The 14,714-nt window shown below is 59.2% G+C and carries 13 protein-coding genes, 4 tRNA genes and 1 pseudogene; 9 read left to right on the plus strand and 9 right to left on the minus strand.

The features are described 5' to 3' along the window. Positions 1-109: 109 nt before the first annotated feature. On the minus strand, positions 110-1,162 hold the full coding sequence (locus tag ASC74_RS17250; RefSeq protein WP_056742713.1) for a sensor histidine kinase: 1,053 nt from the start codon (positions 1,160-1,162) through the stop codon (positions 110-112). After that, complete coding sequence (locus tag ASC74_RS17255) at positions 1,162-1,920, minus strand: response regulator (RefSeq protein ID WP_046046464.1); 759 nt, start codon at positions 1,918-1,920, stop codon at positions 1,162-1,164. The genes ASC74_RS17250 and ASC74_RS17255 overlap by 1 nt, the downstream gene beginning before the upstream one ends. 292 nt (positions 1,921-2,212) lie before the next feature. Here ASC74_RS17255 and pyrF point away from each other — a divergent pair, with 292 nt between their 5' ends. After that, complete coding sequence (gene pyrF / locus ASC74_RS17260) at positions 2,213-2,911, plus strand: orotidine-5'-phosphate decarboxylase (protein WP_162247449.1); 699 nt, start codon at positions 2,213-2,215, stop codon at positions 2,909-2,911. A 137-nt stretch (positions 2,912-3,048) separates the two neighbouring features. Here pyrF and ASC74_RS17265 read toward each other — a convergent pair whose 3' ends face one another. Together ASC74_RS17265 and ASC74_RS32195 are read right to left on the minus strand one after the other, a co-directional pair. After that, on the minus strand, positions 3,049-4,053 hold the full coding sequence (locus tag ASC74_RS17265; RefSeq protein ID WP_056742714.1) for an NADP-dependent oxidoreductase: 1,005 nt from the start codon (positions 4,051-4,053) through the stop codon (positions 3,049-3,051). After that, positions 4,050-4,187: a hypothetical protein gene (locus tag ASC74_RS32195; RefSeq protein ID WP_236713303.1), complete on the minus strand. Its 138-nt coding sequence runs from the start codon at positions 4,185-4,187 to the stop codon at positions 4,050-4,052. The genes ASC74_RS17265 and ASC74_RS32195 overlap by 4 nt, the downstream gene beginning before the upstream one ends. A 100-nt stretch (positions 4,188-4,287) precedes the next feature. Here ASC74_RS32195 and ASC74_RS17270 point away from each other — a divergent pair, with 100 nt between their 5' ends. The 4 genes and pseudogenes from ASC74_RS17270 to ASC74_RS32720 all read left to right on the plus strand — a co-directional run bounded on the left by ASC74_RS17270 (position 4,288) and on the right by ASC74_RS32720 (position 8,698). After that, positions 4,288-5,049 (plus strand): SDR family oxidoreductase, encoded by a 762-nt coding sequence (locus ASC74_RS17270; protein ID WP_046046461.1) that lies wholly within the window; start codon positions 4,288-4,290, stop codon positions 5,047-5,049. A gap of 185 nt (positions 5,050-5,234) precedes the next feature. Further along, a complete protein-coding gene (locus tag ASC74_RS17275) occupies positions 5,235-6,626 on the plus strand; it encodes an aminotransferase-like domain-containing protein (protein WP_056742715.1) in 1,392 nt (463 codons plus the stop codon). Between the two features lie 986 nt (positions 6,627-7,612). Continuing rightward, positions 7,613-7,837, plus strand: a pseudogene (locus ASC74_RS32715) (HAMP domain-containing protein); the annotation flags it as partial. After that, positions 7,835-8,698: a methyl-accepting chemotaxis protein gene (locus tag ASC74_RS32720; RefSeq protein WP_442965794.1), complete on the plus strand. Its 864-nt coding sequence runs from the start codon at positions 7,835-7,837 to the stop codon at positions 8,696-8,698. The pseudogene ASC74_RS32715 and the gene ASC74_RS32720, both read left to right, overlap by 3 nt. Positions 8,699-8,843: 145 nt before the next feature. On the opposite strand, the gene ASC74_RS17285 is transcribed toward ASC74_RS32720, so the two are convergent. Continuing rightward, positions 8,844-9,602, minus strand: a complete 759-nt coding sequence (locus ASC74_RS17285; protein WP_046054392.1) for a hypothetical protein — start codon at positions 9,600-9,602, stop codon at positions 8,844-8,846. A 393-nt stretch (positions 9,603-9,995) separates the two neighbouring features. Here ASC74_RS17285 and ASC74_RS17290 point away from each other — a divergent pair. From ASC74_RS17290 to ASC74_RS17305, 4 genes are all read left to right on the plus strand, one after another. After that, positions 9,996-10,071, plus strand: a tRNA-Glu gene (locus tag ASC74_RS17290). 2 nt (positions 10,072-10,073) lie between these two features. Further along, positions 10,074-10,149 (plus strand) — tRNA-Gly (locus tag ASC74_RS17295). 105 nt (positions 10,150-10,254) lie between these two features. Further along, a tRNA-Glu gene (locus tag ASC74_RS17300) sits at positions 10,255-10,330 on the plus strand. Between the two features lie 3 nt (positions 10,331-10,333). After that, positions 10,334-10,409, plus strand: a tRNA-Gly gene (locus ASC74_RS17305). Between the two features lie 209 nt (positions 10,410-10,618). On the opposite strand, the gene ASC74_RS17310 is transcribed toward ASC74_RS17305, so the two are convergent. From ASC74_RS17310 to ASC74_RS17325, 4 genes are all read right to left on the minus strand, one after another. Further along, positions 10,619-12,358 (minus strand): dipeptidase, encoded by a 1,740-nt coding sequence (locus ASC74_RS17310; protein WP_056742717.1) that lies wholly within the window; start codon positions 12,356-12,358, stop codon positions 10,619-10,621. A 198-nt stretch (positions 12,359-12,556) separates the two neighbouring features. After that, entirely contained in the window at positions 12,557-13,192 is a 636-nt protein-coding gene (locus tag ASC74_RS17315; protein WP_033056907.1) for a LysE family translocator, read from the minus strand. 1 nt (position 13,193) lies between these two features. Next, entirely contained in the window at positions 13,194-13,964 is a 771-nt protein-coding gene (locus tag ASC74_RS17320) for a 2OG-Fe(II) oxygenase (protein ID WP_056742718.1), read from the minus strand. A gap of 92 nt (positions 13,965-14,056) precedes the next feature. Further along, positions 14,057-14,683 carry a hypothetical protein gene (locus tag ASC74_RS17325; RefSeq protein WP_056742720.1) on the minus strand — a complete coding sequence of 209 codons (627 nt, stop codon included), beginning with the start codon at positions 14,681-14,683 and terminating at the stop codon, positions 14,057-14,059. Between the last annotated feature and the right edge of the window lie 31 nt (positions 14,684-14,714).

The following is a 14,714-nucleotide window of genomic DNA, read 5'->3' on the forward strand; positions in this document are numbered from 1 at the left end:
GGATTGATCAATCGAAGTATGCTTTTTCATGGACTCGCCCTCGCTGTCGTTGGCTGTTTAGACTGCCACCGTGGCGCATTGACGCCTCGGCGTGGGCGAGTCCATCCAATTACAAGGATCGAGGTAAGCGGATAACGGCGGTCAATCCACCACCGGACGTTTCTTCCAGGCTCAACTGCCCACCCAGGCGTTCGGCCGCTTCGCGGGCGATGGTCATACCCAGCCCGACCCCGCCGGAGTTGCGGTTGCGCGATCCTTCCAGACGAAAGAACGGCTCGAACACGGCTTCACGTTTATCCGCCGCAATACCCGGCCCATGGTCGATGACCCGGATCACCAGGGTTTCGCGTGTGTCTTCAAGCGTAATCATTGCCTGCCCGGCATAACGCAGGGCATTGTCCAGCAGGTTGTTGATGCACGAACGCAAGGCCATCGGTTGCACTTGCAGCGGCGCGCAGTGGCCGCTGGTGAGCACATCGGCGCCCTGGTCCTGGGCGTTTTCACTCAGGGATTCGACCAGCGCCTGCACGTCCATCCACTGCAGGGCCTCACTGGTGCGCTGCTCGTGCAGGTAAGTGAGCGTGGCGTCGAGCATGCCGATCATGTCGTCCAGATCCTGACGCATCTGGCCTTGCAGTTTGTTGTCGTCGATCTGCTCCAGTCGCAGCTTGAGCCGCGACAGCGGCGTGCGCAGGTCGTGGGAGACGGCGCCAAGCATCCGCGAGCGTTGCTGCACTTGTTCACGAATGCGTTGCTGCATCTTGTTGAAGGTGTGTGCCGCTTGCCGGGCTTCCCGTGGGCCGGACTCATCCAGAGGCGGGCTGTCGAGGTTTTCGCTCAGTCGCTCGGCCGCATCGCTCAGGCGCTGGATCGGCCGGCTCAGCAGTTTGGCGCCGTACCAGGCGGCGATGATCAGCGAGACCAGTTGAAAGGTCAGCGGTACCAACGGGCCACCGAACCACGGCCGCGGTGGCCGATTTCCGAAGCGCGGGTCCATCGGCGGGCGCTGTCCGTCGAAGTTTTCGGAAAACCCCGGCGGCGGCGGGGGCGGCGGCGGGCCGTAATAATGAAACCAGAAAAACGCCAACACGTGCGCCAGGATGATCGCCACCAGCAGCATGCCAAACAGGCGGCCGAAGAGCGTATCGAAGCGCACACGCATCAGCCGATGTCTCTGGCGTCGAACAGGTAACCCTCACCGCGAACGGTCTTGATCAGCTGCGGGGCTTTGGGGTCATCACCAAGTTTCTGGCGCAGGCGCGAGACCAGCAAGTCGATGCTGCGATCAAAGGCTTCGATCGAGCGACCGCGAGCGGCGTCCAGCAATTGTTCGCGGCTGAGTACCCGGCGCGGACGTTCGATGAACACCCAGAGCAAACGGAACTCGGCGTTGGACAACGGCACCACCAGGCCATCGGCGGCGATCAACTGGCGCAGCACGCTGTTCAGGCGCCAGTTGTCGAAACGGATGTTGGCCCGCTGTTCAGTGCGATCGTCGCGTACCCGGCGCAGGATCGTCTGGATGCGCGCCACCAGTTCGCGAGGCTCGAACGGCTTGGCCATGTAGTCGTCGGCGCCCAGTTCCAGGCCGATGATCCGGTCGGTGGGTTCGCAGCGGGCGGTGAGCATCAGAATCGGGATGTCCGATTCGGCGCGTAGCCAGCGGCACAGCGACAAACCGTCTTCGCCGGGCAGCATCAGGTCGAGCACCACCACGTCGAAATGCTCCGCTTGCAGCGCCAGGCGCATCGCGGCGCCATCGGTGACGCCGCTGGCGTGAATGTTGAACCGGGCCAGATAGTCGATCATCAATTCGCGGATCGGGACGTCATCGTCGACGATCAGGGCGCGAATGCTCCAGCGTTTGTCATCACCGGGCGCTTTTTGATCGTCGTTCACAGGTGCGAGGAGGTTGTGCATGCGTGCGTTCATCTGCCAGATAGGCTGCCAACCACAAAGATGGGCTGCGAGGTTGTGGTTTCAGCATAGGCGTCCGGCCCGGAGGCGGGAAGTGCTGTAGGACGTGTTGCGGCTGCCGAAGGTAACGTTGAAGGGTGTTGCAGGCGTGTCATGTGTGTATCTGACTCGACACAATGGGCACAAGGGCTAGTCTTGCTTGAGCCGCCTCGACGAATTACCGATCATCGGGTCCCGCAGAGGCGCTGGTTCCGCTACAATGCGCGCCGATTTCGACCTGCCTGAGAGCCCACTCATGTCCGCCTGCCAGACTCCTATCATCGTCGCCCTGGATTTCCCCACCCGTGACGCCGCACTGAAGCTGGCCGATCAGTTGGACCCGAAGCTGTGCCGGGTCAAAGTCGGTAAAGAACTGTTCACCAGCTGCGCTTCGGAAATCGTTGGCACCCTGCGTGACAAGGGTTTCGAAGTGTTCCTGGACCTCAAGTTCCATGACATCCCGAACACCACCGCCATGGCCGTCAAGGCGGCTGCGGAAATGGGCGTGTGGATGGTCAATGTGCACTGCTCCGGTGGTTTGCGCATGATGGCCGCGTGCCGCGAAGTGCTTGACCAGCGCACCGGTCCGAAACCGCTGCTGATCGGCGTGACCGTGCTGACCAGCATGGAACGTGAAGACCTGGCGGGTATTGGTCTGGATATCGAGCCGCAGGAGCAAGTGTTGCGCCTGGCCGCGTTGGCGGAAAAAGCCGGGATGGACGGTCTGGTGTGCTCGGCCCTGGAAGCCCAGGCCCTGAAATCGGCGCACCCGTCGCTGCAACTGGTGACTCCGGGGATTCGTCCGGCGGGCAGCGCCCAGGACGATCAGCGCCGCATTCTGACGCCGCGTCAGGCGCTGGATGCCGGTTCTGATTATCTGGTGATCGGCCGTCCGATCAGCCAGGCCGCGGATCCGGCCAAGGCGTTGGCAGACGTAGTCGCCGAACTCGCTTAACCAAACGCTGAAGATCCCATGTGGGAGCGGGCTTGCTCGCGAAGAGGGAGTGTCAGTCGACATCAATGTTGACTGACACTCCCTCTTCGCGAGCAAGCCCGCTCCCACATTAGTTTGTGGTGCATTGAAATATCGGGTTAAACCTTCAACACCAACTTCCCGAAATTCTCGCCGCTGAACAACTTCATCAGCGTCTCCGGGAACGTCTCCAGTCCTTCAACAATATCTTCCTTGCTTGTGAGCTGCCCCTTGGCCATCCAGCCGGCCATTTCCTGCCCGGCGGCGGCAAACTGCGCGGCATAGTCCATCACCACAAAACCTTCCATCCGCGCGCGGTTGACCAGCAGCGACAGGTAGTTGGCCGGGCCTTTGACCGCTTCCTTGTTGTTGTACTGGCTGATGGCGCCACAGATCACCACCCGCGCCTTCATGTTCAGGCGACTCAACACCGCGTCGAGGATATCGCCGCCGACGTTATCGAAATACACATCGACGCCTTTTGGACATTCGCGCTTGAGGCCGGCGTGGACGTCTTCGTTTTTGTAATCGATGGCACCGTCAAAACCCAGTTCGTCGATCAGGAACTGACACTTGTCCGCGCCCCCGGCAATGCCGACTACCCGGCAACCTTTGATCTTGGCGATCTGCCCGGCAATGCTGCCCACCGCACCGGCCGCGCCCGACAGCACCACGGTGTCGCCAGCCTTCGGCGCGCCGACATCGAGCAGGGCGAAATAGGCGGTCATCCCGGTCATGCCCAGCGCGGACAGATAGCGCGGCAGAGGCGCCAGTTTCGGATCGACCTTGTAGAAACCTCGTGGCTCGCCGAGGAAGTAATCCTGCACACCCAGGGCACCGTTGACGTAGTCCCCGACCGCGAAGCCCGGATTATTCGAGGCAACGACTTTGCCTACGCCCAATGCGCGCATCACTTCGCCGATACCGACCGGCGGAATGTAGGACTTGCCCTCGTTCATCCAGCCACGCATGGCCGGGTCCAGGGACAGGTATTCGTTTTTGACCAGGATCTGACCCGCAGCCGGTTCGCCGACCGGTACTTCTTGATAGGTGAAGGTCTCGCGGGTCGCCGCGCCCACCGGACGTTTGGCGAGCAGGAACTGGCGATTGGTCTGGGTAGTCATGACAGGCACTCAAGATGAATGAAGACTTGTTGATAGACCTTCATGAACGATGCCGCAAGTTTGGCTGATGCGGCGAATGCACATCGATCCAGTGCAGTGATAGTCGTGCCGGCGGTTTTATCACTGTCACTCATGGGCGCCCAACCGGCCTTCTGATAGTGCTGCCGTGCCGCAGGCCCTTGTGGCTAGATTGAGAACACGCGATCCCCGCATCTTCTCTTCGAGGACATAACAATGAGCATGACGTTTTCTGGCCAGGTCGCCGTTGTAACGGGCGCCGCCAATGGCATTGGCCGCGCGACTGCCCAGGCATTCGCCGCTGAAGGCTTGAAAGTGGTAGTGGCCGACCTGGACGTGGCGGGTGGTGAGGGCACGGTGGCGCTGATTCGTACCGCTGGCGGTGAAGCCACCTTCGTACGCTGCAACGTCACACTGGAAAGCGATGTAAAAAATCTGATGGACGAAGTGGTCAATACCTACGGCCGTCTCGACTATGCCTTCAACAACGCCGGCATCGAGATCGAGAAAGGCAAGTTGGCCGAAGGCACGGTCGATGAGTTCGACGCGATCATGGGCGTCAACGTCAAAGGCGTCTGGTTGTGCATGAAGTACCAGTTGCCGTTGCTGCTGGCCCAGGGCGGCGGTGCAATCGTCAACACCGCATCGGTAGCCGGCCTCGGGGCTGCGCCGAAGATGAGCATTTACGCGGCCTCGAAACATGCGGTGATTGGCCTGACCAAGTCGGCGGCCATCGAATACGCCAAGAAGAAGATTCGCGTGAATGCGGTGTGTCCGGCGGTGATCGACACCGACATGTTCCGCCGTGCCTATGAAGCCGACCCAAAGAAAGGCGAGTTCGCCAATGCCATGCACCCGGTCGGACGCATCGGCAAGGTCGAGGAAATCGCCAGTGCGGTGCTGTACCTGTGCAGCGACGGCGCAGCGTTCACCACGGGGCATTCACTGGCGGTGGACGGTGGCGTGACAGCGTTCTGAATCCAGGCCGTGAAACGTAGGAAAAAACCCGCATTTGTGCGGGTTTTTTTTTCGGTTCCTTAAAGGTGCCGGACAATGTGTTTCAAATGGTTAGAACCGACGGTTTTAGCGGCGTTGTCGCACAGCTGATTGACCGTTCCTGTGATTAACTGTTTCCCGCAAAACGGACAGGAGTTTGCTTGCTCATGGAGTTGAGAATCGATCGACAGGCATTGGTGCCGGTCGTACAGCAAATCGTCGACGCGCTAGCCTGCTGGCTTTGCCGTGGCGAGGTGCCACCGGGGACGCGTTTGCCTTCCGTGCGGCAAATCGCCCGGATCAATTTGCTCAGTCAGTCCAGCGTCGTTGAGGCCTGTGAGCGTCTGGTGGCTCAAGGGGTGCTGGCGTCGCGTCATGGCGTCGGATTCATTGTCGCCACGCCAGCGCTGGCCGCTCAGGGGCAACAGGATTGCTCCAGGTTCGAGGGGGCAGAACCGAAGCAGGGCGGCACTTCGGGCGAACTCAAGCTGGGGTGTGGCGGACTGCCCGAGAGCTGGCGCGAAACTGACGACCTGAGCTACGCGATCCGTCAGGTCAGTCGCACCGACATGAGCGGCCTATTCAACTACAGCACGCCGCTGGGCCTGCCAGCCTTGCGCCAGCAGATCCAAAAACGGCTGAAACAGCTCGATATCCTGGTGGAGGAAAGCCAGATCCTGACAACGGCGGGGGCCAGTCAGGGGCTGGACCTGATCGTGCGGACCTTGTTCAAGCCGGGTGATTGCGTGGTGGTGGAGAATCCCGGTTATTCCTTGCTGTTCGATTTGCTCAGACTGCACGGTGTCAGCATGATCGAGGTGCCGCGAACCCCGCACGGGCCGGACGTTGAAGCGCTTGAGGCGCTGCTGGTCAAGTACAGGCCCTGCGGGATCTTTATCAATAGTTTCTATCACAATCCCACTGGCAGCAGCCTGGCGCCAGCAGTGGCGCAGCGGGTTGTGCAACTGGCCAAAACCTATGGCCTTCTGGTCATCGAGGATGACGTCTATGCCGATTTGTACAGCGGCCCCGGTACGCGCCTCGCTGCGTTGGGTATCGATGACAACGTGATCTACGTCGGCAGCTACTCCAAAACCCTCAGCAGTTCATTGCGGGTCGGTTTTGTAGTGGCCAGCACTGCGGTTATTTCGCGGCTGGCCGAGGTCAAGATGATCAGCAGCATGGGCGCTTCACGGTTTTTCGAGTCGGTGCTGGCAAACCTTTTAGCCAGCGGTGCCTACCGCAAATTGGTCCAGCGCCAGCGCCAGCGTTTGAGCAATGACAGGGAGGCTGCGTTGCAAGTGCTTGAAGACGCCGAATGGGAGGTTTTCGGCAAGCCGGTCGGAGGCCTGTTCATCTGGGCGCGATCGCGGATGTCCGACTACGCTCAGGTGCGCAAACAAGCCCAGCGCTTCGGTGTCCTGTTGTCTTCTGCGACGGCATTCAGTCCCACCGCAGAGGCCAGTGACTGGCAGCGTATCAATGTGGCCTATGCCTGTGATCCGCGAGCCCGGGCGTTTTTTCAGGCCACCGCTCTGGATCGACCTCAAGCGTTCTGAAAACGACGGAAGCGTAGCTTTTTGCCATTATTCAGACGCCAGAGACTTGTGTTGATACAGACCCGTTGCGAATCTGCGTCAACAGACTATGTCAGGGGATAAGTGCAATGATCTCGGCCGTGCAAGGACGTTTTGCCAACCTCGGTATGGCGAAAAAACTGGGTGTCGGGTTTGTACTGGTGCTGCTGTTGACCGCCTTGGTGGCGGCCATCGGCGTATGGTCCCTGCAAACCATCAGCCAGCGCTTCGACGGGCTCAAGCAGATGTCGTCGCTCAACAGCGGTTTGCTCAAGGTGAGACTGCTCGAGCAGGAATACGCCTTGCACGGCAACCCGAAAACCGCTGACGCGCTGCGCGAGGGCGTTGACGGCCTGCTCGCTTTGGCAACCCAACTGAAAGCGGCTTCTGCGGCCAACGTGCCGGTGATGAATGACGTCGAGCAGTCCTTGGGGGCTTACCGCAAGGCCTTTGACGAGTTCGTCTCGCTCAGCCAGGCCAAGGACCTGGCACTGGAGATGGCCAGTTGGTCGGTGTCCAGCGTGGCCAATAACCTCGACGTGCTGCAGGCCGGGCTGGCCGATGACGGCGCTTATACCTTGAAGGAATCCGAAGGCAAGGATGGTGGGCAGTTTCTCGAACAGGCCAGTCAGGTCAGCCAGGTGTCGCGGTTGATGTTGCAAGCCATGAACGAAGCACGTGTGCGCCTGGACCAGAGCCGCAAGGGCGACGACAGCGCAGGGCAGGGCAAGATCGAGCAGGCTGACCAGGCACTGACCCAGGCCGAGCAGCTGAAAACCACGGTCAAGGATGAGGGTTACCAGACTGTCCTCAATGAAGTCGTCGGACACATTGGCGGATTCAGTGAAAAACTCGCCGAGTACACCGGCCTGCTGGCGCAGGAAAAAACCGTCTATGAGCAACTCAATCAGCGCGCCGCCCAGGTGGTGGAGCGGGTGGATCAGGCCTATATCGCCGAAGATCGGTCGATGCAGGCGGAGCTGAAAAAGAACTCGCTGCTGATCATCGGTTCCTCGGCGCTGGCACTGCTGGTCGGGCTGATTGCGTCCTGGGTGATTACCCGGTTGATCGTGGCACCGCTGCGCAGTGTGATCCGTGTTGCTCAACAGATTGCCTCTGGCGATTTGAGTGCGACGGTTGAAGTGACCCGTCGTGATGAGATCGGGCAGCTGATGCAGGCCATGCAGCAGATGGGCGCGGGGCTTAGCAGTATTGTCAGCGGTTTGCAGGCGGGTATCGAGCAGTTGGCCAGTTCAGCGCAGTCGCTGTCGGCGGTGACCGAGCAGACTAATCTTGAAGTCAGCAGCCAGAAGGAAGAGACCGAACAGGTCGCTACCGCGATGAATCAGATGACCGCCACCGTGCACGACGTTGCGCGTAACGCGGAGGAGGCCGCTCAGGCGGCGCAGACGGCGGACGGCAAGGTTGAAAGTGGTCAGCAGGTGGTGCGCCAGAGCATGGCGCGGATCGAACAGTTGGCGGATTCAGCCACCTCGGCCAGTTCGAGCATCGAAAGTTTGAGTGCGGAAATCCAGAACATCGGTACGGTACTGAGCGTCATCAAGAGTGTGGCCGAGCAGACAAACCTGCTGGCCCTCAATGCCGCGATCGAGGCGGCTCGAGCCGGCGAGCAGGGCAGGGGCTTTGCGGTGGTGGCCGATGAAGTGCGGGCCCTGGCCAAGCGCACTCAGCAATCGACCGAGGAGATTGAACGACTGGTGAGCGCCTTGCGCTCGGCGGCTCAGTCTTCTGTCCAGCAGATTCAGAACAGTGGCGAGCTGGTGAAGCTGGCGGTGAGTGATGCATTGCAGACGGAGAGTGCGCTGGGGAGTATTGCGGCGGCAGTGTCTTTGATTCAGCAGATGAACCAGCAGATCGCAGCGGCTGCCGAGGAGCAGAGTTCGGTGGCCGAGGAGATTAACCGCAGTGTCACGAGTATCCGGGCCAGCGCGGATCAGTCTTCGTTGGCGATGCAGGGGAATGCGGCTTCCAGTATTGAGTTGGCGCAGTTGGGGATTGAGTTGAAGGGGATGGTGGGGCACTTTCGGCTCTGAGGCGTACACCGATCAACTATGGGAGCGAGCCTGCTCGCGAAGGCGGCCTGATAGTCGACCTTTCTGTCCTGGCTGTACCCGCCCATCAAACTCAACGCAAAAAAAAGCCACCTGTTCAGGTGGCTCTCTTTTCTGCTTTCTCTGATCAGTCGTAGATCACTTTTTTCTTCCAGTCCGCATCGGCCTCGACGTCTTTTAGGCCTTCGGTCAGCTGGTTTACTTCGCCTTCTACCGGGGCGATGTTGTCCATGACTTGTGCGTTGGCGCGAGCCAGGAGTTTTTCCAGGTATTCCAGTTGTTCGGCGTAGACCTGGGGTTCCTGTTGTTTGCGCAGGTATTGCACGCCGCGTTCGAACGCCAGGCGGGCCTGGCCGGGCTGGTTCTGTTGCAGGGCGTGCTGGCCGAGGTTGTTGAAGAATTCGATGTGCAGCAGGACCAGGATGTGGCGAACTTCGCGGATCCAGCGTTTGGCTTCGTTGGTTGGCAGGAAGCCGTCCTGTGCGGCGCGGGTGATTTGGCCGTGCAGGGCTTCGAGCAGGAAGCGTACGTCCTTGGCTTTGGCTTCGGTCTGGATCGGTGCTGGCGGGTTGTTGACCGGGATCGATTCGCCCTGGCCGACCAAGGCGCTCAGTTCGCCAATCCGTGCCTTGAGGTTGGAGCTGGTTTTTTCCAGATTGAGCAGGCGTTGGCAGACGTTCAATTCCAGACGGGTCAACAGCAGCTTGAGTGCCGGTGTCATCAACTGGCCGGGAAAGGTCTCGGTGATTTCGCCGCAACGACGCAGACGATCGTTGAGCTCAACCTTGGCGCGGGCCTTTTCCAGCTTATTGTTTTCCACCACATGGTTCATGTAGCCAATGGCGATCAATAGTGCGATCCCGGCTACGACTAGCAGGGTGATCATGAGTGGTGTCACCGGTAAGACCTCTTTATGGGGTTCGCGTGCGAGTGTAGTAGCTTGGCATTGGGACGCATAGCGCCGCTCAGCAAGTTGAATCGGCTACTGCACTGCCTGTATCGGCCGCGTTCCTGCTTATATAAGTAATAGCGTGCGAGGTGCACATTGCCATCATCTTTGGCGTGGGTGGACTATAACGTCTTGGCGGGTGTCAGAATATAGGCGTCAAACCCCGGGCGACGGAAAGGCCGGATTAGTGTCTCAAAGCAGGGCGAAGTCATTGATTTAAATAAATTTATATCTGGGGGTTGACGACCCCTCAATCCATCCATAGAATGCGCGCCACTTACAGCGTAAAGCACACAGCGAAACGCGGTAGGGAGTGAATGTTGTACGTGTGTCCCCTTCGTCTAGTGGCCTAGGACACCGCCCTTTCACGGCGGTAACAGGGGTTCGAGTCCCCTAGGGGACGCCAATGCGGGAATAGCTCAGTTGGTAGAGCACGACCTTGCCAAGGTCGGGGTCGCGAGTTCGAGTCTCGTTTCCCGCTCCAATTTTAAACAGCGTTGCTTTCGGGCAGGGCTGAGTGAAACCAGAACCAGCATCTTCGGATGCGGATTTGGGCACTGAAATACACACCATGTGTTTCAGTTAGCGTGTCCCCTTCGTCTAGTGGCCTAGGACACCGCCCTTTCACGGCGGTAACAGGGGTTCGAGTCCCCTAGGGGACGCCATTTGCGGGAATAGCTCAGTTGGTAGAGCACGACCTTGCCAAGGTCGGGGTCGCGAGTTCGAGTCTCGTTTCCCGCTCCATATTTAACAAAAACGCCGCTCAGCAATGAGCGGCGTTTTTGTTTGTGTGGGAGCGGGCTTGCTCGCGAAAGCAGTCTGTCAGTTGACGCATTTGTTGACTGATATACCGCTTTCGCGAGCAAGCCCGCTCCCACATTTTTGCATAGCCGCTCGACTTCACGACGGTATCAAAGCGTCGGACCCGCCAGAATAGCGGGCCGGAAAGGGGATCAGAGCTTCGGCAACTGCCCGATGCGCCCCATCATCTCGGTCACGATCTGCAGATCCAGCAGGAACTGGTCGACGGTCTTGAACTCGTTGTCAGTGTGGCCGGTGTACTTGACCTCAGGCCTGGCCAGGCCGAATTGCACGCCGTTGGGCAGTTCATGGACCGAGGTGGCGCCAGCGGAAGTACCGAACTTGTGCTCCATGCCAAGGTTTTCGCTGGCAACGGCCAGCAGGGCCTTGACCCATTCACCCTCAGGGTTGCGGAACATCGGCTCGGCGATCGAGTAGTCGAAGGCCACCGCAACGTGGGTCTTCTTGCTCCAGGCGCCAAGCTTGTCGGCGATTTCGGCCTTGAGCACTTCGGGGGATTTGCCCTTCGGCACCCGCAGGTTGACCGCGAGCTTGAAGGTTTTCTCATCCATCCCGACATAGGTCAGGGAAGTGGTCAGCGGACCCATGAAGGCATCGGAAAAGCCGACCGCCAATTTGCCACCCAGGTAATCCAGTCCCCAGTTGTCGGCGGCGTAGCGAGCAGCATCGGTAATGTGGTTGTGCTTGAGCGCAACTTTTCCGTCGAGGCTATTGATGAAGTCCAGCATCCTGGCCACCGGGTTAACACCTGACTCGGGCTCGGAGGAGTGGGCCGAAACGCCGGTGACCGTCAGCTTGACGTCCTTGCCGACGACCTTGGCGGTTACCTCGAAGTTGCCGCCATTGCGTTTGGCATAATCGCTACCTGCCTTCTGCAGGCTGGCGGCCAATTCAGCAGGCTTGTCACTCAAAAGGGTGGCGACCGATGTCGACGGAATCTGGTTGGTGGCCATGCCGCCCGTCATTGATATGATTTCAGCGCCCTTGCCCTCTGCCTTGCGCTTGGCAAAGTTCGCCATGACGGTGCCGTAGCCTTTCTCGGCGATCACCACCGGGTAGCCACCATCCAGCGCCAGGTTGTAGTTGGGTGTCGGGTTGTTTTCGAAGTAATAAGGGATGGCATCGCCGGTGGTTTCTTCGGTGGTGTCGACCAGCAACTTGAGATTCCTGGCCAGCGGCAGCTTCTCTTCCTTGATGATCTTCATGGCGTAGAGCGTTACCACGATGCCGTTTTTGTCATCCTCGGTGCCCCGGCCATACAGGCGGTCACCGATCAGAGTGACCTTGAACGGATCAAGTCGGGTGCCGTCTTTCAGGACCCAGTTCTCCGGCGTCACGGGCACCACGTCGGCATGCGCGTGAATGCCCACGACTTCATCGCCACTGCCTTCCAGGGAGATCTCATAGACGCGGTTGTCGATGTTGCGAAAGTTCAGGTTGAAGGCCTGGGCAAGGCCCTTGATCTTTTCAGCGATCTTGATGAATTCGGGATTGTCGTGCTGGTCAACGCCGTCCACGCGAAAGGTCGGGATGGCCACCAACTCGCGCAGGGTTTCGGTGGCGGCGCTGCCGTACTTCACGCGTGCATAGAGGCCGAGCAGGCGATGGATCTCGTTCTGCTGTTCGGGGGAAAGGGTCTTGTTGTCGAGAAAGGCACTGATGGCCGGGCCGAGGTCGTCGGTTTTGCCAAGGTCGCTTTTGGCCAGGCCTCCCAGGAACTGCCTGAAATCCGTTACCGATGCGTCGCTGAAGGTCTTGAGGATAGTCGCGCTCTGTTGCGGGCTGATGTTGGCGTGCGCGAGTGTGGTGAACGACGAAAGGCCGGCCAGTATCAGGGTCGACGCGGCCAAGTGCTTGAGTGAGAAATTCATTGCTGGGGGCATTCCTTTGCAGGCAGGTTGTGAGAGATTTCTGATCGATGAGGCAAGAAAACGTTCCCAAACTAACACCACGAGTGAGCAGTCCGGGAGTCCCTGAAGTGAGATCTGTCGCACAGAAATGCAAAAGCGACGCAGAAACGAAAAAGGCCCGTCAGCCGACTGAGCGGGCCTTTTGCTTGGGCGCAGGTTTTACATCGACAGAATCAGGCGCCCGGCGAACAGGATCAGAATCACCCCCATGGTGCGTTCGAACCAGTGCCCCATGCGCATAAACAGCAGCCGTACCCGGGCACTGGAAAAGAACAGCGCGACGATCACAAACCACAGCGCATTCACAAAACACATCCAGATTCCGTAAAGCGCCTGGATCTTCAGTGGCGTTGTGGCGCTGATGATGGTGGTGAAGATCGCCAGGAAAAACAGTGTGGCTTTCGGGTTGGTCGCGTTGGTCAGGAAACCGGTGGTAAATGCCTTCAGCAACGTTTGCTCTACGACCGGTTCGTCAGGTTTGTCGCCTTCCAGTACGGTCTTGGGCTTGCTGCGCAGCAGGCTGACACCGAGGTACAAAATGTAAGCACCACCCACAACCTTGGCCACCGTCAGCAGCCAAGGTGTCGTGTGCATCAGCGCGCCGACGCCGAGCAAGGTGTAAAGCACGTGCACGGAAATGCCCGCGCCGATGCCCAGCGCCGTGCAAATCCCGACCAGTCGACCGAAGCGCACGCTCTGGCGGATGGTCACTGCGAAGTCCGGTCCGGGTGCAACCACGGCCAGAAAGTGGATAGTTGCCAGCGCCAGAAACTCGCCCAGGTAATTCGAAAGCATCTCAACTCCAGAAAGTAAGGGGTGAAGCATTGCCGCGATAGCCGACAAAGAACGAAAGGCTCAAGCGCGGATCAGCCACACCCGGTGTCACCGAGTGCATGCAGCGCGAATTGAACATGATGAAATCACCCGGTTCGGGAAGAATCTCCAGGGTCGGAGTCCCGAGCAGAGCCGGATCAATGCCGTAACTGTCGCCACGCATTTCGTCGAACTGGTCCGGGGAGATATCGTGGTCCCACATCTGCAGTGCACCGCCCTCGGCGGGCATGTTCAGGTAAACATTGCAGGCGAACTGCGCTTCCAGGCTTTTGGCCTGGTAACTGTCCGGGGCGTCCTTGGCGAAAATGTCGTGGTGGGCCAGAAAACAGATCCCGGGTTTCACCACCCGGGACAGCCCGACATACATCTTGCGACCGTAGAGGTTTTCCAGGTGCGCACCCGCCGGCCAGGACTCGTCGAGCATGCAGCGCAGGGTGTCGACGGGGGATGAGTAGGGCGCACACCGGTTGCGCAATTCCGCAATGTTGCGGGTAGCGCGTTCGAAATAATCTTCGATCAGCAGCGGCTGGTTTTCCGCTTCATAAAACGCCATGCCGATGCGACCGATGCTCGGCGCATTGATATAGCCTTCGAAGCCGGGGGCGAGGATTTTGTCGCCAATCTGAATCGCCAGCGGCTTGGGCAACAAGCCTTTGACGCGGATGGCGAGCACTTCTTCGTTGGCCAGTTTTTTTATGCACGTCTCATCGAGACGCTCGACGTCAAGCATCATGTCTTAGGTCCATCTATCAGATAGTCAACAGAACCCGCGGCCGCAGGTTCCCCCAGCGTCAGGCGATGATAGAAGCGGCATCGCCCAAATGCTCAATCCACGCTGTAGTGGACTGACAGCGTTCCCTTCTTCAGTGAAAGGGACGTGATCGTGACCGTGCCCAAATCCTTCAGGCTACGTACATGGGTGCCGCCGCAGCCGTAGGCGGGCAGGTCACCGAAACCGATTTCCCGGGCGCCTTCACGCATCGACGTCAGGCGCGGCATATCATGGGCGATCCACTGCTCGATGCCGTGCTGAATCATCTCGGCATCAACTTCTTTTGCCGACTCTGCCGGTTTGAATTGCACACGTCCTTCGCCCGGCCAGTGATGAGCCTTGATCGGCATCCAGCCCATGGCCTGGACGAAGTGGCCGATCAGGTGGCCGGCGGAATGCATGCGTGAATTGAACTGGCGGCGTTGTTCATCGACCCGAATCTGAGTCATGCCCGGTTTTACCGGATGGTCGACGAAATGAATGATCCGGTCCGGATCCTGAACAACCCGCAGTACTTGGCTTTCGCCGATCCAGCCGGTGTCAAAGGGCTGTCCACCGCCTTGGGGGTGAAACAACGTGGCGCGCAGCACTACGGCAAATTCGTTCTCGTGGGGCGTGCAATCCAGGACTTCCACATTGGCCTTGAGGTCATCACTATGGAAAAAGAGGCGAAGCGTCATATTCCATGCCCTTATTAACAATTCTATTTTT

Origin of the sequence: Pseudomonas sp. Root329 (assembly GCF_001424925.1) — a bacterium.
Lineage (GTDB): Bacteria > Pseudomonadota > Gammaproteobacteria > Pseudomonadales > Pseudomonadaceae > Aquipseudomonas > Aquipseudomonas arabinosi.